Source organism: Streptomyces sp. SAS_270 (genome assembly GCF_052543295.1).
In genome coordinates this window covers 123,652-140,878 of sequence record NZ_JBMNDS010000011.1, presented here as the reverse complement: position 1 = coordinate 140,878, position 17,227 = coordinate 123,652, and the positions used below count along the sequence as shown (strand labels likewise).

Sequence of the window (17,227 nt, the reverse complement as noted above, 5' to 3'; positions counted from 1 at the left end):
CACCGGGTGCCGCCGGTGTCCGACCGGCGGGGTTCACCGTCACTCGTGGGCAGGGCACGGCGCGGGCATGCGATCCGCCCGAAACGATCTCGTCGTCGGCCGGCCCCAACTAGGCTTGTCCTCATGGAGATTCTGGGAGCCACGCTGCGGATCTGCGTCGACGACCTGGAGGCTTCGGTGCCCTTCTACGAGAGACTGGCAGGCGGCCGCGCCCTGCGCTTCGAACGCGGTGGCGTCTCGGTGGCCGCGGTCGGCTGTTTCCTGCTGATGAGCGGGCCCGAGGCCGAGCTGGAGATCCTGCGCAAGGTCGCCGCCACCATCGCCGTCAAGGACGTCGACGAGGCCCACCAGGTCCTCGGCGACTCGGGCGCCCGCATTCTGGCGGGCCCGCTCGCCACCCCGGCGGGCCGCAACCTCATCGCGATGCATCCGGACGGCAGTGTGTTCGAGTACGTCGACCGGGGGGCCTGACAGAGGGGCTAGACACCAGGCTGCGGCCGCATCCGGAAGTCGTACCGCCCCGGCAGCGGCTCCTGCGTCAACCGTGCCCACAGGTCGCTGATCGCCTCCGCACCCTCCCGGAGATCGGCCACCTCGAACCCCGCGTCGAAGACGGCCCGCGCGGCATCCCGGTCGCCCTCCGCGAGAAGCAACTCGGCCTCGATCAGCCTGAATCGCCCCCCCGAGCGCGTGGCGGGCCGCAGCCGCTCCCACACGCCCCGCGCGTCCCCCACCCGCCGTGCCGCGAGCAACGCGGCCATGGCCTCGCGCCCGAGCGCGGCCGTGGCCGCCGTCCATACCTCCCCGTGGTCGCGGCGCTCCTGGCACAGGTCGTCGAAGGCGTCGGCGTACCGTTCGGCGGCCCGCTCCCTGTTGCCGGCCTCCAGGTCGGCGACGGCCAGGCAGCGCAGCAACGGCCAGAGGGAGGGGGCGAGTTCGAGGGCGCGCTCCCAGCTGCGGACGGCCTGCGCGAGGTCTCCGGCGTGCCACTGGGCGACGCCGAGGTGGTACTCGGTGAGCGGCTTGGCGGGCGCCGTCTCCAGCATGTCCCGCCAGTGCGTCGCGACGAGGGTCTCACCGGGCGGCCCGACCCGGCGCGGCTCGGGGAAGTCGCCTGAGCGCAGCAGTTCGAGCCAGGGCGCCTGCGCCTCGCCGAGTGTGGACTCCTCGAAGGGGGTGCCCGGCAGCTTGTGGCCGGCGCGCAGCACTTCGAGGGCGCCCCAGCCGGAGCCGACGGCCAGTGTCTCGCCGGGTTCGGTGTCCGCGTACGGCTTCCACGCGTCGTACGCGGCCTCGACGGCGGCCCGGGGCAGCGCGGACTGCAACCGTCCCTCGACCTCCGCGCGCGCCGCCGTCCAGTCCGGCCCGTGCACGGCCGGTGCGCCTGCGCTCAGCGGCCCGTACGCCTCCAGCCAGGACACCTCGCTCTCCGCGTCGAGCCGTACGTGCTCCAACTGCGTGCGCACGAGCCCGGCCTGGATCTCGCAGTAGCCGCCGGTGCCGGGCTCGGTGAGCCACTCCTGCCAGCGGCGTCCGCCGGGTCCCGCGCCCCAGACGAACAGCTTGCGGCCGCGCAGCACGTCGGTCGACGTCTGCACGAGACCGTCGCCCGCGTCGTCGAGCGCGGCGATCCAGCGGCGCTGCCCGTCGGGCACCTCGTAGAAGTAGTCGGCGGGGAAGGTGCTGTTCAGCGGGTATGTGCGGTCGGTGCCGTCGTACCGGGGGACGGGCACCCGGCGCAGCTGACGCTCGTATCCGAAGTGCCAGGCCTCTTCGGCGGGGGCGAGCACCCGGCGTTCCTCGGGCACGGCGATGTTGGACCACCAGTAGGTGGGCGCGGGCCTCTCGTGCGGGTTGCGGATGCGGACGCCGACGTAAAGGAAGTCGGAGCCTTCGGGCAGCCACAGGTCGACCTGGAAGGGCAGGTCGCGCAGCCGCTCCCACTCCCACAGGCGCAGCATCTCACCGCCGTCGGGGGCGGGAACGCGGGCGGCGTGCACGGGTGAGCAGGACAGGGTGGTGTGGCCCGTGGCGCCGATGTTCCACTCGATGCCGCCGGAGAACCAGGCGCCGTTGAGCGCGAAGCAGGCGGGCTGGAACACCGGGTTGCGGTAGAGGAGTTCACGCCCGGTGGGCTTGTGCAGCAGGGAGGCGACACGGCCGCCGAGGCCGGGCAGCACCACCGCCCGCAGCCGGTCGTTCTCGATGACGATCGTGTCGATCCCGCGCGGCTCGCGCCGTCGCCCGTACCCGTCCTTGACGCGCTCGGGCAGGACGCTGTGCAGGGCCGCGTAGCCGATCTGCCGGGCCATGTCGCGTGGCAGGCTCGCGCGGTCCCGGTCGTCGATGCGGTGCATCTCGTCGAGGGGCCGCAGCGGCGGCAGGGGGTTGGCAGGGCCCAACTCCGCCGCGGGCAGGGTCAGTACGTCACGTCGGATCGTCGTCACATCGACCATGCAACCTCGTCCGGGAGTACCTGACCAGGGTCTCTCCCGGTCAGGATCCGGTCAGGATTGCGCAAAGGCGGCCACGTCGCCGCCGGGCCACCGGTGCCCGGCCGCCGGACTCATGCGCGCACCATGTCGGCGGTGAGGGCCCACCGTTCGTGGTCGCGCCAGGCGCCGTCGATGTGGAGGAAGTCCGGTGAGAATCCCTCCAGCCGGAAGCCGCAGCGCCGGGCGAGCGCGATGGAGGCGGCGTTGCCCGGCTGCACGTTGATCTCCAGCCGGTGCAGCCCCATCGCGGAGAAGGCGTACCGGACGACGAGGCCGAGCCCCTCGCTCATCAGCCCGCGCCCTGCGGCATGCGCGAAGGCGCCGTACCCCAGCGTGCCGTTCAGGAAGGCGCCCTCGACGATGTTGCTGACGCTGATGAACCCGGCGATGGCCCCGCCGTCCCGTTCGCAGACCAGGAACCCGGCCCGCGTGCGGTCCTCGATCACCCGCTGCGCGTACGCGGCGTAGCCGGGGCCGCTGGTGGGCGGGAACAGCCAGGGCTGGTGCAGTTCCTTGCTCTCCCGGGCCCGGGCGATGAACTCGGTGCCGTCCTCGTAGGTGAAGAGGCGTATGCCCACGCGGGAGCCTTCGGCGAGGTAAAGGGCGTCGGTCTCAGACATCCGGCCACAGTACGCGGGCCCGCGGCGACGCCGTCGCCCGCGCCTGCGCCTGCGCCTGCGCCTGCGCCTGCGTCAGCGTCGTCGCCTCACGAAGTACACCCCGCACAGCGCGCCGATGACCGCCGTGCCGAGCAGCGCCATCCACAGGGGCATGGTCACTTCCGGGATCAGCAGCCGGATCTTGGTGCTGCGGGTGTTCTCGAAGATGAAGACCAGGGCGAGGACGGCCAGCGCGGCGACGGCGACCCGGGTGGGCGTCAGCAGCCCGCCGGCGCCCTTGCCGCCGCTCGCACCGGCGTTTTCGGAGATCTTCGGGCTCATGCGCTCAGCATGAGCCCGAAGTGCGCGGTGCGCGCGGTGGGAGGCTCCTGCGGGTGATCCGCCTCAGTCGCCGGCCACCGGGAGCTCCAGTACGCCGGTGTCCTTGGGCGAGCTGGTGATCGTCACCGGCTTCACGCCCTTGTTCCCGAAGTACGCGTCGTCGCTGGCCGCGACGACGAGGTCGAGCCGGTGCCCGGTCTCGTACCGGTGCACGATCCCCGGCAGGGTGACGGTGAACCGCTTCGTCACGTCCGGCACCCGCACCGGCGCCACCAGCCGGTGGACCAGCGTCTTCGTGCCGTCGGGCGCCACGTCGTACAGCTTGGCGAAGAGGACCAGCTTGTCCGCCGCGTCGCCGGAGTGCTGTACGCGCTCGGCCGTCGGCGAGAGGACCCTGAGGCTGACCCTGGGCGCGCCCACGACGTCGAGCGGCCCCTTCAGCGGCTCGCTCGTCCATCCGAGGTAGGTGCCCTCGGTGTCGTACGGCGCCGGGTCGGGCAGTCCGACCAGTCCGGCGAGGGAGCTCTCCGAGTGGCTCGTGGGCACCAGCAGGTTGTGGTACTCACGGCCGCCGCGCGCGACCTTCTCGCGGTTGTCGACGAGTTTGCCGTCACCGGAGAGGTAGAGCTTCCGGTCGGCCGCGGGCACCTGTCGGGCGGTGGCGTAGGTGCTGTTCGGGTCGGTGATCCAGTCGCGGTAGTACGCGAAGGCGGGTCCCGTGCGGATGTGCTTGTCGTGGTGCAGGTAGCGGTCGAACCAGTCGAGGATCCGCCGTCCGACGTAGCTGGTCTCCAAGTTCCCCTGGGCCAGGTTGAGTTCGCCGCTCGCCGGGTCGTTGCGTCCGCCGCTGTGCCCCCAGGACTGCCAGATCATCTTCGTGGTGGTGCCCTGCGCTTTCAGCGTCCGGTACGTCTCCGTCGCCTCGTTGAGGTTGAAGAGGCTGTCGGTCTGCCCCTGGACCAGCAGGGTGGGCGCGCGTACGCCGCGCAGGTAGGAGACCGGGGACACACTGTGCGCGTAGTCGAGCAGTCGGCGGGTCCGCTCGGCCGGATAGGCACCGGAGTTGAGGGTGCGGATGGTGGCGCAGGCGTCGCTGATGAAGTGCAGGCAGTCGAGGGAGTTGATGCGGGAGGGGTCAAGGCCCGGCACCGTGATGGGCTGGCTCTCCCCGATCAGGTAGAAGCCGTTGGTCCACTGCCACTTGAAGGCTCCGGGCACGGGTCCGGCGCCGGCGGCGTTGTTGGGGTCGAGGGCGTATGCCAGGTTGTTCCAGGTGATCATCGGGACGAGCGCGTCGACGCGGTGGTCCACGGCGGCGGTGGCCAGTTGGACGGCGCCGCCGTAGGAGCCGCCGATCATGCCGACCCGGGGGTCGCCCTTGCCGTCCCGGGTGACGAAGTCGGCCCTGGTGCCGTCGTCGGCGGCCCGGGTGCCCGCGAGGAAGTCGACGAGCCGGGAGGCGGCCACGCCGTCGATGCGCGGGTCGTCGAGCGAGATCAGGCAGCCCGACCTGCCGAATCCCAGGCCGGAGTAGACGAGTCCGACGTAGCCGCGGGCCGCGAACGCCTTGCCGATCGCGTCCGTCGAACCGTCCGACTTGCTGCCGCCGAAGCCGTTGGTGGCGAGGACCGCGGGCGCGGTGTGGTCGCGGTCCAGCCCTGCGGGCCGGTACAGGTCGGCGTCGACCGTGCAGGTCCGCCCGCCCGTCTCGACGGTGAACTTCAGTGCCGTGACGGTGTATTGACCGCCCTGCGCCGCAGCCGCGGGTGCGGCGACCGCGCAGGGAGCCGCCAGTGCGGCGCCGAGGGCGAGGGCGAGTGACGTACGGGATCTGCGCACACGAGAACGACGGGACACAGAGACCTCCACGCTGAGGACAACCCGATTACCGACCGGTAGTCATGCTGTGACACGTGTCAGACGGCGGTCAATCACCCTGCCGCAGGTTTCTTGACGAAGATTCAGCGAAACCCGCACCCCGGGATCCCGACCCGGGCCCTCACCGCAGCGCGGGTTCCTCCAGCGTCAACGTCCCGGCGTCCGCGTCCAGTTCGGCCGCCACACCGAACGGGATCGTCAGTCCGCCCTCGCAGTGCCCGAACCCGAACTCCTCGACGACCGGCACCCCGAGCCCGCCAAGCCGGTCGGCGAGCAACGCCCGCACCTGCTCGTACGCGTCACACTGCGCCCATGAGCCGAGCACGATCCCGGCGACCCCGTCGAGCCATCCGGCCCGCAGGAGCTGGGTGAGGTACCGGTCCAGACGGTAGGTCTCCTCGCCCACGTCCTCCAGGCACAGCAGGCCGCCGCGCGCGGAGGTCCGGGCGTGCGGGGTGCCCAGGTCCGCGGCGAGCAGACAGAGGCAGCCGCCGAGGAGGACGCCGTGCGCGCGGCCGGGCACCAGCGCGGTGCCGGGGCGGGCGGACGTGATCGTGCGTACGGTCTCGGGTGCGAAGAGCGTGGCCCGCAGGTGGTCCTGCGTCCGCGCGTTCTTGATGAAGTCGATACCGGCTGCCATCGGCCCGTGCAGGGTGACCAGTCCGACGCGGGTCGCGAAGGCCTCGTGCAGCGCCGTGATGTCGCTGAACCCGATGAGCACCTTGGGGCCGGCCGCGCGGATCGCGTCCCAGTCGAGGAGGTCGACCATCCGCTGCACGCCGTAGCCGCCGCGGGCGCACAGCACGGCGTCCACGCCCGGGTCGCACCAGGCGGCCTGGAAGTCGGCGGCACGGTCGGCGTCCCGGCCTGCGAGGTAGTCGAACGCGGCATGACGGTCCAGGACGTGTGGCGCGACCACCGGGTCGAGGTCCCAGCCGCGCAGCAGATCGAGGCCGGCCTCCAGCCGCTCCTCGGGGACGGGCCCACTGGGCGCGACGACGGCCACGCGGGCGCCGGGGGCGAGGCGGGCGGGTCTGACGAGGGGCTTCACCGGGTGTGCTCCAACCTCTGCGCAAATGCGCTTACTTGGACGAGTGTGCCGAGGGGCGCGGTCACTTGACCAGCTCCAGCGTCGGGATGCCGGGCGGGTTCAGCCCGAAGGCCTGGGCGTACAGCGAGAGTTCGGACTCCAGGACCCGCACCATGGTCTCCGCCCTGCGGAAGCCGTGCCCCTCGCCCTCGAAGGTCAGGTAGGCGTGCGGCACGCCGCGCCCCGCCATCCTGGCGAGGAATCGCTCGCACTGCACGGGCGGGCAGATCGGGTCGTCGAGGCCCTGGAGCAGCAGGAACGGTGCGGTGACACGGTCGGCGTGCTCGGCGGGCGACCGCTCCGCGTACCGGCCCGGCACCTCGGCGAGCGGGCCCACCAGGGTCTCCAGGTACTGGGACTCGAAGTCGTGGGTCTCCCCCGTGCCCCAGCCGGCGAGGTCGAGGATCGGGTAGAGGACCGTGCCGCAGGCGTAGACGTCGGTGGCGGCGAGGGAGGCGGCAGTGGTCCAGCCGCCCGCGCTGCCGCCCCGGACGGCGAGCCGCCCGCGGTCGGCGGTGCCCTCGTCGGCGAGGGCGAGCGCGACGGCCGCGCAGTCCTCGACGTCGACGACACCCCACTGCTCGCGCAGCCGGTTGCGGTACTCCCGCCCGTACCCGGTCGAGCCGCCGTAGTTGACCTCGGCGACACCGATGCCACGCGAGGTGAAGTAGGCGATCTCCAGGTCGAGGACGAGCGGGGCCCGGCCGGTCGGGCCGCCGTGCGCCCAGATGACGTACGGCGGCAGCTCGTCGCCGGCGGCGACCAGCGTGGGGTGGTGCGGCGGGTAGATGTGCGCGTGGATCTCGCGGCCTGCGGGCCCGGTGAAGGTGCGGATCTGCGGTTCCGGGTAGTACGCGGGGTCCACCGGGTCGTCGTGCGCGGCGCCGATCACCCGGGCGCGCCCGGTGCGGGCGTCCAGTTCGACGACCTCGTGGGCGCTGCGGGGGCTGGCTCCGACGCCCACGACACGGCTGCCGTGCACGGCGAGCGTCGGGGCGAACTCGGTCCAGGGGCCCGCCGCGTCGACGAGTTCGCCGCTCTCCGGGTCGAGTATGCCGAGCGCGGTGGCGCCCCGGCCGTGCACGACGGCGATCAGCCCGTCGTCCAGGGGCGCGAACCACCGGTGCCCGATCTTCCACAACGGCCCGCCGAACTCCTCGTCGCGGGCACACAGCGGCTGGTCGTCGCGGTACAGGTTCCACCAGCCGGTGCGGTCGCTGACGTGCAAAAGCGAGCCGTCCACGCCCCAGTCCGCCTGGGCAATCGACTCGTCGGGGCCGCCGGCCACCGTGCGCGGCCGGCGCAGGCTCCCGTCCGGGGTCACGTCCGCGACGACCAGTTCCGTACCGTCCCACGGCATGCGCGGGTGGTCCCAGGCGAGCCACGCCGCGCGCCGCCCGTCGGGGGACAGCCGGGGGCCGGTGACGAACCGGTGCCGTCCGTCGGAGAGTTCGCGCACCGCGTCCCGTTCCTGGGCGGCCGATCCGTCCAGGGGTACGGCGGCGAGGACCCGTCGCAGGTCGGTCGGCGCATCCCCGGTGAACTCCTCCAGCACGCACCAGACCTCGCCCCGCTCGGGACGCAACTGCGGGTCCACCCAGCGCAGTCCGCCCCCCACCGGGGACACCGGCGTCAGCGGCCGCGGCCCGGAAGCGGGTCCCGCCGCGGACTCGGGCTCGTAGGCGTAGAGCCGCTGGTCGGCGAAGTTCACGAAGACCACGAGCGGCCCTTCGGCTCGCATGATCCCGGCCCAGGGCCGTCCGCCGTACTCGATGACCCGGCTGCGTACGTTCCACGGGGCGGGCAGGACCGACTCCTGCGTGCCGTCGGCCGCGCGTCTGACGAGCGTGCGCCGCCCGCCCTCCGTGGGCCGCGGCTCGCTCCACCACACCTCGTCGCCGACGAATCCGACGAACTCGGGGTAGCCGTCGTGCGCGGCGGCGAGTGCCGCGTCGATGGGCGAGGGCCACGCACCGTAGGGCAACGTCTCAGTCATCTCCCCCAACTTCCCCTAGGCCGTGCGCAGAAAGCGGTCGAGGACGCGGACGCCGAAGTGCAGCGCCTCGACCGGGACCCGCTCGTCGACGCCGTGGAAGAGGGCCTGGTAGTCGAAGCCCTCCGGCAGCTTCAGCGGCGCGAACCCGTAGCCGGTGATGCCGAGGCGCGAGAACTGCTTGGCGTCCGTACCGCCCGACATGCAGTACGGCACCACGTGCCCCTCCGGCGCGAACTCCTCGACGGCGGCCCGCATTCGCGCGTACGTCACCGAGTCCACCGGTGCCTGGAGGGCCACCTCGCGATGGTGGAACTCCCACTCCACGTCGGGTCCGGTGAGCCGGTCAAGGGTCGTGCGGAACTCGTCCTCGCCGCCGGGCAGATATCGGCCGTCCACGTGGGCGACAGCTTCCCCGGGAATCACATTGATCTTGTAACCGGCGTTCAGCATGGTCGGGTTGGCGCTGTTGCGTACGGTCGCCTCGACGAGCGAGGCTGCCGGGCCGAGCTTCGCCAGGAGGCCGTCCACGTCGTCGAGGTCCGCGTCGATGCCGTAGAGCGCGGCGAGTTCGGTGAGGGCCGCGCGCACGGTCGGGGTGAGCCGCAGCGGCCACTCGTGGGCGCCGATGCGGGCGATCGCGGCGGCCAGCCGCACCACCGCGTTGCTCCGGTTCACCTTGGAGCCGTGTCCGGCACGGCCGCGGGCGGTGAGCTTCAGCCAGCCCGTGCCGCGCTCGCCGGCCGCGATCGGGTAGAGCTGTCGTCCGCCGCCGTCGTGGAACGTGAACGCCCCCGATTCGCTGATGCCCTCGGTGCAGCCCTCGAACAGTCCGGGGTGCCGGTCGGCGAGAAAGCCCGACCCGTCCTCGGCGCTCGCCTCCTCGTCGGCGGTGAACGCGATGACGATGTCCCGCCGGGGGCGTACTCCTTCGCGCGTCCAGGCCCGGACGACGGCGAGGATCATCGCGTCCATGTTCTTCATGTCGACCGCACCCCGGCCCCACACGACCCCGTCGCGGATCTCCCCGGAGAACGGGTGCACGCTCCAGTCCCGCGCCTCGGCGGGCACCACGTCCAGATGACCGTGGACGAGCAGCGCGTCCGCCGAGGGGTCGGTGCCCTCGATGCGCGCGACGACGTTGGTGCGGCCCCTGGTGCGTTCCAGGAGGGTCGGCTGCAGGCCCGCCTCGGCCAGCCGCGAGGCCGCGTACTCGGCCGCGGGCCGCTCCTGGCAGTCCCCGCCGCCCCGGTTGGTGGTGTCGATGCGGATGAGGTCGGAGGTGAACGTCACGACCTCGTCCAGCGCCTGCCCGTCAGCCATACTGCTCCTCCACCGCGGCCGAGACGATCGTGGTGACCGCCTTGAAGGTGCGGATGCCCTCGTACATGGTCCCGCTGCTGTACGCCACCTTGCGCTCGCCGACGCGCCGGACGCCCGGCACGACGGTGGCCGCCATCGACAGATGCTCGGCGTCGAACTCCAGCGCCACGGTGAACGGGCCGCCCCACACCGGTTCATGACGGACCGCCAGCTCTGCGGCCGCCTTCGCGGCGGACCGGATCTCGGCGGCGGTCCTGGCCGGGGTGCGGCACACCGCCGCGTACCGCGACACATGGTCCTTGACCGCGACCTTCAGCGCCTCGGGCGCGTATCCGAGCGCGTCGTCGCACGCCAGGTCGTCGCCCGTGACCAGCACGACGGGCACGCCGTACTCGGCGACGACATGCGAGTTGAGCAGTCCCTCGCTGGCCCGCACGTCGTCGACCCACACCCCGGTGATGGAGTTGGCGAGATACGTGTGAGCGAGCACGCCCTCCATGCCCGCGCCCGTGTGATAGCCGACGAACGCGATGCCGTCCACGTCTCCGTGCTGGACGCCCTCCACCATGGACAGCGCCTTGTGCCGCCCGGTGAGCATCTCCGCCCGCTCGTCCAGCTGCTCGAGCAGCAGGTTCCGCATCGTCCAGTGCGCCTCGTTGATCAGCACCTCGTCGGCCCCGCCGTCGAAGAAGCCGAGCACGGCGGCGTTGACGTCCGAGGTGAACATCGCCCGGCACCGCTCCCACTGCGGCGTGCCGGGCAGCACGTCGGCCGGCCAGGTCACACCGGTGGCGCCCTCCATGTCGGCGCTGATGAGGATCTTCATGGCGTATCACGTTACGCGCTCACCCGCGCCGTACGCCGCCCCGCGCGACGAATCGCCGTGGATGTGCCCGCGCCCGACCCGTCGGCAGGCCACTGCGTGTATACGCGGATCCTCAGGCGTTCCAGGTCCAGTCCGCGACCTCGGGCAGGTCGGTGCCGTGCTCGCGGATCCAGGCGTGGTGGCGGGTGCGGGCGTCGGCCATCCGCTGGCGTACGGCGGCGGCGCGGACGGCCAGCCCGGGAACGCGGTCGATGACGTCCATGACCAGCCGGTAGCGGTCCAGGTCGTTGCGGACGACCATGTCGAACGGTGTGGTCGTGGTGCCCATCTCCTTGTAGCCGCGGACGTGGAGGTGGCGATGTCCGGTGCGGCGGTAGGCGAGGCGGTGGATCAGCCACGGGTAGCCGTGGTAAGCGAAGATCACCGGCTTGTCGGTGGTGAACAGCCCGTCGTACTCGAAGTCGCTCATCCCGTGCGGGTGTTCCTCGCGCGGCAGCAGCCGGGTCATGTCGACGACGTTGACCACGCGTACGGCGAGTTCGGGCAGATGGCGGCGGAGCAGGTCGGAGGCGGCGAGCACCTCCTGGGTGGGCACGTCGCCGGCGCAGGCCAGCACGACGTCCGGCTCCCCGCCGTTCTCGCTGCCGGCCCACTCCCAGATCCCGGCGCCGCGGGCGCAGTGGGAGCGGGCCTGGTCCATGGAAAGCCAGTCGAAGCACGGCTGCTTTCCGGCGACGATCACGTTCACGTAGTCGCGGCTGCGCAGCGCGTGGTCCGCCACCGACAGCAGGGTGTTGGCGTCCGGCGGCAGATAGACCCGGACGACCTCGGGGCTCTTGTTGAGGACGTGGTCGACGAAGCCGGGGTCCTGGTGCGAGAAGCCGTTGTGGTCCTGACGCCAGACGTGCGAGGTGAGCAGGTAGTTGAGCGAGGCGATCGGAGCGCGCCACGCCAACTCCCGTGATGTCCGAAGCCACTTGATGTGCTGGTTGACCATCGAGTCGACGATGTGCACGAACGCCTCGTAGCAGGAGAACAGACCGTGCCGCCCGGTCAGCAGATAGCCCTCCAGCCAGCCCTGGCAGGTGTGTTCGGAGAGGATCTCCATGACCCGGCCGTGCCGGTCCAGGTGCTCGTCGACCGGGAGGTGCTGGGCCTGCCAGGCCTTGCCACTGGCGTCGAAGACGGCCTGCAGCCGGTTGGAGGCGGTCTCGTCGGGCCCGACGAGGCGGAAGTCGCGGCGGGCCGCGGTGTCCTCCATGACCTGTTCAAGGAGGTCGCCGAGGATCCGGGTGGGCTCGTGCAGGGTCGCCCCCGGCTTGTCGACGGGGACGGCGAACCGGTCGAGTGACGGGATCGGCAGGTCACGTACGAGCAGGCCGCCGTTGGCGTGCGGAGTGGCGCCCAGCCGTCGGCGGCCCTCGGGGACGCAGGCGAGGACGTCGGCGGTGGGCCGGCCCTCCGCGTCGAACAGCTCCTGCGGCCTGTACGAGCGCAGCCACTCCTCCAACTGCCGCAGATGCCCGGGGTTTTCGCGCACCCCGGCCAGGGGGACCTGGTGGGCGCGCCAGGTGCCCTCGACGGGGACACCGTCGACCTCGGCGGGCCCGGTCCAGCCCTTCGGTGTCCGCAGCACGACGACCGGCCAGTGCACGCGCTCGGTCGCGCCCTCGCGGCGGGCCGCGCGCTGCGCCAGGGCGATCGTGTCCAGCGCCTCGTCGAAGGCCGCGGCCATGGCACGGTGGACCTCCATGGGGTCGTCACCGGTGACGTGGATCGGCTCGTGGCCGTAGCCGCGCAGGAGCGCGTCGAGTTCGGACTCCGGGAGGCGGGAAAGCACCGTCGGATTGGCGATCTTGTAGCCGTTGAGGTGCAGGATCGGCAGGACGGCGCCGTCGTGGACGGGGTCGAGGAACTTGTTGGAGTGCCAGGAGGCGGCCAGCGGCCCGGTCTCCGCCTCGCCGTCGCCGATCACGCACGCGACCAGCAGGTCAGGGTTGTCGAAGGCGGCACCGTACGCGTGCGCCAGCGAGTAGCCGAGCTCACCGCCCTCGTGGATCGAGCCCGGTGTCTCCGGCGCGACATGGCTGGGCACCCCGCCGGGGAACGAGAACTGCCTGAAGAGCCGCTCCATGCCCGCCCCGTCCCGGGTCACGTCCGGGTAGGTCTCGCTGTAACTGCCCTCCAGCCACGAGTTGGCGAGCACGGACGGCCCGCCGTGGCCCGGTCCCCACACGCACAGTGCGTCCAGGCCACGGGCCTTGATCACCCGGTTGAGGTGCGTGTGCACGAGGTTCAGGCCCGGTGACGTGCCCCAGTGGCCGAGCAGCCGGGGCTTGATGTGCGCGGGCGTCAGGGGTTGCGTCAGGAGAGGGTTGGCGAGCAGGTAGATCTGGCCCGCGGCAAGGTAGTTGGCTGCGCGCCAGTGGGCGTTCAAGGTGCGCAGCTCCGTGTCGGTCAGTACGGTGCTGTTCGGGTGTTCGACCTTGGGCATGAAGGGCTCCGTAAGTCCGCGTAGGTCATCGAACGGAAGTGGACGGCATGGCCGGCAAGAAGGCGGCGGCAGTGCCGCGCAAGGTGTACGAGCGGGAACTGCTGCGCCTGCAGACAGAGTTGGTGAAGCTGCAGGAGTGGGTGCGGGCCGAGGGCGCCCGGCTCGTCGTCGTGTTCGAGGGCCGGGACGCGGCCGGCAAGGGCGGCACGATCAAGCGGGTCGCGGAACATCTCAACCCGCGCGTCGCACGCATCGCGGCGCTTCCCAGGCCCACCGAGCGCGAGCGCACCCAGTGGTACTTCCAGCGGTACGTCGAGCACCTGCCCGCCGCCGGTGAGATCGTGCTGTTCGACCGCAGCTGGTACAACCGGGCCGGGGTCGAGCATGTGATGGGCTTCTGCACCAAGGAGGAGTACCAACTCTTCCTCCGGCAATGCCCCCTCTTCGAGCGCATGCTCGTGGAGGACGGGATCCTGCTGCGCAAGTACTGGTTCTCGGTGAGCGACGCCGAGCAGCAGGAGCGGTTCGGGCGCCGTCTGAAGGACCCGACGCGGCGCTGGAAGCTGTCGCCGATGGACCTGGAGTCGATCACCCGCTGGGAGGCGTACTCCCGGGCGAAGGACGAGATGCTGGTGCACACGGACATCGCGGAGGCGCCGTGGTTCGTCGTGGAGAGCGACGACAAGCGCCGGGCCCGGCTGAACACGATCGCCCATCTGCTCTCCACCGTGCCCTACCACGAGGTGCCGCCGCCGGTCCTGAAGCTGCCGGAGCGGCCCCCGTCGACCGGCTACCAGCGCCCGCCACGCGATCTGCAGACCTACGTCCCCGATCACGCGGCGAGCCTCTGACCCGCGAGCCTCTGACCCACCGGCGACGGGCAGCTCCGGGCCCGTCACCTGTCTTCGTGGAAGTCGGTGTCGAAGTCGAACACGATGCGGGCCTTGACCTCGCCGCGCAGCACCTCGTCGATCGACTCGTTGACGGAGGCGAGCGGCCGCGACTCGCGGACAACCCTGGTGCGGCCCGCCGCGTGCAGCTGGAAGACCTCCGCGAGGTCCTGCCGGGTGCCGACGATGGAGCCGATCACGCTGGTGCCGCCCAGCACCGCGTCGAAGATCGGGACCTGGACGGTGCCGTGCGCGGGCAGGGCGACCATGACGAGCTTCCCGCCGCGCCGCAGCCCGGAGTGGACGGCGGAGAACGCGGACTCGTTCACGGCGAGCGCGAGGGCGGCGTGCGCACCGCCGTGCCGCTTGAGCACGGCGCCCACGTCCTCCTTGCGGGCGTCGATGACCAGGTCGGCACCCAGCTCGGCGGCCAGGGCGAGCTTCTCGTCGGTGACGTCGATCGCCGCCACGGTGGCTCCGGCGATCTTCGCGTACTGCACGGCGAGGTGGCCGAGACCGCCGATACCGGAGACGGCCACGAGCTGGGCGGGCCGGACACCGGCGACCTTCAGCGCCTTGTACGTGGTCACACCCGCGCAGGTCAGAGGCGCCGCGTCACGCGGATCCACACCCTCCGGCACCGGCTGGGCGAAGTCGGCCCAGGCGAGCATCTTCTCGGCATACCCGCCGTCGCAGCCGTACCCGGTGTTGATCTGCTGCTCGCACAGCGTCTCCCAGCCGGACAGACAGTGCTCGCACCGCCCGCAGGCCCTGCCCAGCCAGGGCGCCGCCACACGCTGCCCGACCGACAGATGGGTGACCCCCTCACCGAGCTTCTCGACAAGGCCGACACCCTCGTGGCCGGGGACCAACGGCAGGCTCGGCCTGACCGGCCAGTCGCCGTGCGCGGCGTGGATGTCGGTGTGGCACAACCCGGAGGCCTCCAGCCGCACACGGACCTGACCGGGACCGGGCTCCGGGTCGGGGCGCTCCTCGATGACCAGAGGCTCACCGAACACTCGTACGACCGCTGCCTTCATGATCTGCCTCTCCTCTGTTCGCGTCCGGTTCCAGACTCGGCGCAGTGGGGGTGGTCCGGCAGGGGTCACTGGTCCTGCCGGGGGACCGATCGGCCTTGGATTCGACCGCAAGGGCCGGGTGCCGTCCGGGTCCCCGCCCCGGGCCGGGCGGCCCCTGGCATCCGGCGGGCGTCGGGCACACCCTGGAAGTGGCAGGCCGTACGAGTGCGTCCGTACGAGTGAAGAGGGCCGTGATGAACACTTCGCCAAGTTCCACCATGCTGCGTGTACTGCCGGCCGAGGACCGGGACCGGCTGATGCAGCTCGCCCAGGAGGTGTCGTTCCCCAAGGGGGCGCGCCTCTTCGAGGAGGGTCGGCTCGCCGACCGGTTCTGGATCATCCGCACCGGCACCGTGGCCCTCGACATGCATGTCCCCGGGTGCCGTGCGGCCGTCATCGAGACGCTCGGACACAACGAACTCCTCGGCTGGTCCTGGCTGTTCGCCCCGCACATCTGGCATCTGGGCGCCGAGACGACGAGCCCGATGCGCGCCTACGAGTTCGACGCCGCCGCGGTACGCACGCTGTGCCGGGCGGACCCGTCGCTGGGCATGCTGGTGACCCAGTGGGTGGGCGACGTCCTCGCGCACCGGCTGCGGTCGGCGCGGACCAGGCTGCTGGACCTGTACGCCCCGTACGGAAGCGGTGACCCCCGATGACGACGGCCGGGGACCGGGCCGGCCGAGAAGCCCCCGTGCACGGCGGCCCGCGCATCGTGAGCGACGTGATGACCTCGACGGTCGCCGCCATCGGCCGAGGGGCGGCCTTCAAGGAGATCGTCCGGGTCATGCAGGACTGGAAGGTCAGCGCCCTGCCCGTCCTGGAGGGCGAGGGCCGGGTCGTCGGTGTCGTGTCGGAGGCCGACCTGCTGCCCAAGGAGGAGTTCCGGGACAGCGACCCGGACCGGGCCGTCCAGCTCAAACGCCTCGCCGATCTCGCCAAGGCCGGGGCGCTGACCGCCGGGGAACTGATGACCTCCCCGGCCCTCACCGTCCACGCGGACGCCACCCTCGCGCAGGCCGCGCACACCATGGCGCACGCCAAGGTCAAAAGGCTCCCCGTCGTCGACAAGCTGGGCATGCTGCAGGGCGTGGTCAGCCGCGGCGATCTCCTCAAGGTGTTCCTGCGCGACGATGACGAGATCGCCGAGGAGGTCGGCCGGGAAGTCGTGGCGTACGTCTTCCCGGCGCCCGCGTCGAACGTCCGGGCCGAGGTGTGCGAGGGCGTGGTCACCCTTGTCGGCCACACCCCCGACACCTCCCTGGCCGCCGTGGCCGCACGCCTGGTGCGGGCCGTCGAGGGAGTCGTGGACGTGCAGTTCGACCTCAGGAAGGGCCCGCACGGCTGACCGAACCGCGGCGTCCTATGCCGTACGCCCCGCCACCAGCCACTTCGAGGGAAGCTCGATGCGCCTGCCGTCGGCCGTGAACTCGGTGGTGATCAGCGGGAGTTCGCCGCTCGCGAGGATCGTGAGGCCCGTGGTGCGAAGGTAGTCGGGGATCGCGGCGTCGCTCACCTCGCCGGGTGCGATGCCGTGCCGGAAGACGGGCGCGAGCTTCGCCGGCGGGCCTTCGGGGCTCTGTGCCAGGCCCCTGAGGACGGCCCCTGCGGCTTCGGCCAGTTCGACGACGAAGGCCCGGCCGCGCTCCCCCACCAGGGCCGCCAGGCTGTTCACCAGCGGCTGCCGGTCGTCCGGTTCGCACTGGTGGAGCACTCCGCGCATATAGACGTTGGCGTCGCCGAGTTCGGCGTGCAGCGTCTCGGCGTCGTTCTTCTCGGACCCGTCGAACAGCCGGTAACGGGCCTGCCCCGCCCGGTCGGCGCGGCGGGCATGGTCGAGCGCCGCGGCCGAGAGGTCGGCGCCGACGACGTGCGGGAACCGGTCGGCGAGGAAGCGTGTCTGGGTTCCGTTGCCGCAGCCGAGGTCCACGAGGGGCAGCCCGGGAGCCGCCAAGTGCCGTTCGAACAGGGGGAGATGGACGCCGACGGTCAGCGCGGGCTCCGCGTCCCAGAAGACCGCCCCCGGCTCCTCGGAAGCCTCGCGCCAGAAGCCCTCCCAGGCCTCCCTGTACCGACTCGTCACGCTCATGCCCGCTCCCCAGGTTGTGCCGGCGGCCCGCCGGTCGTGGCAGGCCAGATCGGTCTACCGCGCCGGGGGTGAGGCGACAAGCGGGACGCGCATTCCTTCACGGCTCATTCGATACCCGTACGCCGTGGT

At 71.8% G+C, this 17,227-nt stretch carries 15 protein-coding genes; 4 read left to right on the top strand and 11 right to left on the bottom strand.

Features of this window, described 5'->3' with window-relative positions; all coding sequences use genetic code 11:
* Positions 1–123: 123 nt before the first annotated feature.
* Positions 124–471, top strand: a complete 348-nt coding sequence (locus ACN6LB_RS10680; RefSeq protein WP_356137914.1) for a VOC family protein — start codon at positions 124–126, stop codon at positions 469–471.
* Positions 472–479: 8 nt separating this feature from the next.
* On the opposite strand, the gene ACN6LB_RS10675 is transcribed toward ACN6LB_RS10680, so the two are convergent.
* The 9 genes from ACN6LB_RS10675 to ACN6LB_RS10635 all read right to left on the bottom strand — a co-directional run bounded on the left by ACN6LB_RS10675 (position 480) and on the right by ACN6LB_RS10635 (position 13,040).
* Positions 480–2,456 (bottom strand): DUF5107 domain-containing protein, encoded by a 1,977-nt coding sequence (locus ACN6LB_RS10675; RefSeq protein ID WP_445025597.1) that lies wholly within the window; start codon positions 2,454–2,456, stop codon positions 480–482.
* Positions 2,457–2,566: 110 nt separating this feature from the next.
* A complete protein-coding gene (locus ACN6LB_RS10670; RefSeq protein WP_445025596.1) occupies positions 2,567–3,115 on the bottom strand; it encodes a GNAT family N-acetyltransferase in 549 nt (182 codons plus the stop codon).
* A 72-nt stretch (positions 3,116–3,187) separates the two neighbouring features.
* A complete protein-coding gene (locus ACN6LB_RS10665; RefSeq protein WP_356137908.1) occupies positions 3,188–3,436 on the bottom strand; it encodes a LapA family protein in 249 nt (82 codons plus the stop codon).
* Between the two features lie 63 nt (positions 3,437–3,499).
* Entirely contained in the window at positions 3,500–5,275 is a 1,776-nt protein-coding gene (locus ACN6LB_RS10660; protein ID WP_445025595.1) for a CocE/NonD family hydrolase, read from the bottom strand.
* A 160-nt stretch (positions 5,276–5,435) separates the two neighbouring features.
* Positions 5,436–6,365: a S66 peptidase family protein gene (locus tag ACN6LB_RS10655; RefSeq protein WP_445025594.1), complete on the bottom strand. Its 930-nt coding sequence runs from the start codon at positions 6,363–6,365 to the stop codon at positions 5,436–5,438.
* Positions 6,366–6,426: 61 nt separating this feature from the next.
* Positions 6,427–8,400 (bottom strand): prolyl oligopeptidase family serine peptidase, encoded by a 1,974-nt coding sequence (locus tag ACN6LB_RS10650; protein ID WP_445025593.1) that lies wholly within the window; start codon positions 8,398–8,400, stop codon positions 6,427–6,429.
* Positions 8,401–8,415: 15 nt separating this feature from the next.
* A complete protein-coding gene (locus ACN6LB_RS10645; RefSeq protein ID WP_445025592.1) occupies positions 8,416–9,720 on the bottom strand; it encodes a M20/M25/M40 family metallo-hydrolase in 1,305 nt (434 codons plus the stop codon).
* A complete protein-coding gene (locus tag ACN6LB_RS10640) occupies positions 9,713–10,546 on the bottom strand; it encodes a M55 family metallopeptidase (protein WP_445025591.1) in 834 nt (277 codons plus the stop codon). The genes ACN6LB_RS10645 and ACN6LB_RS10640 overlap by 8 nt, the downstream gene beginning before the upstream one ends.
* A 112-nt stretch (positions 10,547–10,658) precedes the next feature.
* Entirely contained in the window at positions 10,659–13,040 is a 2,382-nt protein-coding gene (locus ACN6LB_RS10635; RefSeq protein WP_445025590.1) for a phosphoketolase family protein, read from the bottom strand.
* A gap of 47 nt (positions 13,041–13,087) precedes the next feature.
* Between ACN6LB_RS10635 and ppk2 the strand changes: the two genes are divergently transcribed.
* Positions 13,088–13,891, top strand: a complete 804-nt coding sequence (gene ppk2 / locus ACN6LB_RS10630) for a polyphosphate kinase 2 (RefSeq protein WP_356137894.1) — start codon at positions 13,088–13,090, stop codon at positions 13,889–13,891.
* A gap of 44 nt (positions 13,892–13,935) precedes the next feature.
* Here ppk2 and ACN6LB_RS10625 read toward each other — a convergent pair whose 3' ends face one another.
* Positions 13,936–14,970: a zinc-dependent alcohol dehydrogenase gene (locus ACN6LB_RS10625; RefSeq protein WP_445025589.1), complete on the bottom strand. Its 1,035-nt coding sequence runs from the start codon at positions 14,968–14,970 to the stop codon at positions 13,936–13,938.
* A gap of 233 nt (positions 14,971–15,203) precedes the next feature.
* Between ACN6LB_RS10625 and ACN6LB_RS10620 the strand changes: the two genes are divergently transcribed.
* A complete protein-coding gene (locus tag ACN6LB_RS10620; RefSeq protein WP_445025588.1) occupies positions 15,204–15,668 on the top strand; it encodes a Crp/Fnr family transcriptional regulator in 465 nt (154 codons plus the stop codon).
* A 35-nt stretch (positions 15,669–15,703) separates the two neighbouring features.
* Entirely contained in the window at positions 15,704–16,357 is a 654-nt protein-coding gene (locus ACN6LB_RS10615) for a CBS domain-containing protein (RefSeq protein ID WP_445025626.1), read from the top strand.
* 15 nt (positions 16,358–16,372) lie between these two features.
* Here ACN6LB_RS10615 and ACN6LB_RS10610 read toward each other — a convergent pair whose 3' ends face one another.
* Positions 16,373–17,098, bottom strand: a complete 726-nt coding sequence (locus ACN6LB_RS10610) for a class I SAM-dependent methyltransferase (RefSeq protein ID WP_445025587.1) — start codon at positions 17,096–17,098, stop codon at positions 16,373–16,375.
* Positions 17,099–17,227: the final 129 nt, after the last annotated feature.

Coding starts and splice junctions, on each gene's coding strand:
- ACN6LB_RS10680 (WP_356137914.1), top strand. CDS start 124: ATGGAGATTCTGGGAGCCACGCTGCGGATCTGCGTCGACGACCTGGAG.
- ACN6LB_RS10675 (WP_445025597.1), bottom strand. CDS start 2,456: ATGGTCGATGTGACGACGATCCGACGTGACGTACTGACCCTGCCCGCG.
- ACN6LB_RS10670 (WP_445025596.1), bottom strand. CDS start 3,115: ATGTCTGAGACCGACGCCCTTTACCTCGCCGAAGGCTCCCGCGTGGGC.
- ACN6LB_RS10665 (WP_356137908.1), bottom strand. CDS start 3,436: ATGAGCCCGAAGATCTCCGAAAACGCCGGTGCGAGCGGCGGCAAGGGC.
- ACN6LB_RS10650 (WP_445025593.1), bottom strand. CDS start 8,400: ATGACTGAGACGTTGCCCTACGGTGCGTGGCCCTCGCCCATCGACGCG.
- ACN6LB_RS10645 (WP_445025592.1), bottom strand. CDS start 9,720: ATGGCTGACGGGCAGGCGCTGGACGAGGTCGTGACGTTCACCTCCGAC.
- ACN6LB_RS10640 (WP_445025591.1), bottom strand. CDS start 10,546: ATGAAGATCCTCATCAGCGCCGACATGGAGGGCGCCACCGGTGTGACC.
- ACN6LB_RS10635 (WP_445025590.1), bottom strand. CDS start 13,040: ATGCCCAAGGTCGAACACCCGAACAGCACCGTACTGACCGACACGGAG.
- ppk2 (WP_356137894.1), top strand. CDS start 13,088: ATGGCCGGCAAGAAGGCGGCGGCAGTGCCGCGCAAGGTGTACGAGCGG.
- ACN6LB_RS10625 (WP_445025589.1), bottom strand. CDS start 14,970: ATGAAGGCAGCGGTCGTACGAGTGTTCGGTGAGCCTCTGGTCATCGAG.
- ACN6LB_RS10620 (WP_445025588.1), top strand. CDS start 15,204: ATGAACACTTCGCCAAGTTCCACCATGCTGCGTGTACTGCCGGCCGAG.
- ACN6LB_RS10610 (WP_445025587.1), bottom strand. CDS start 17,098: ATGAGCGTGACGAGTCGGTACAGGGAGGCCTGGGAGGGCTTCTGGCGC.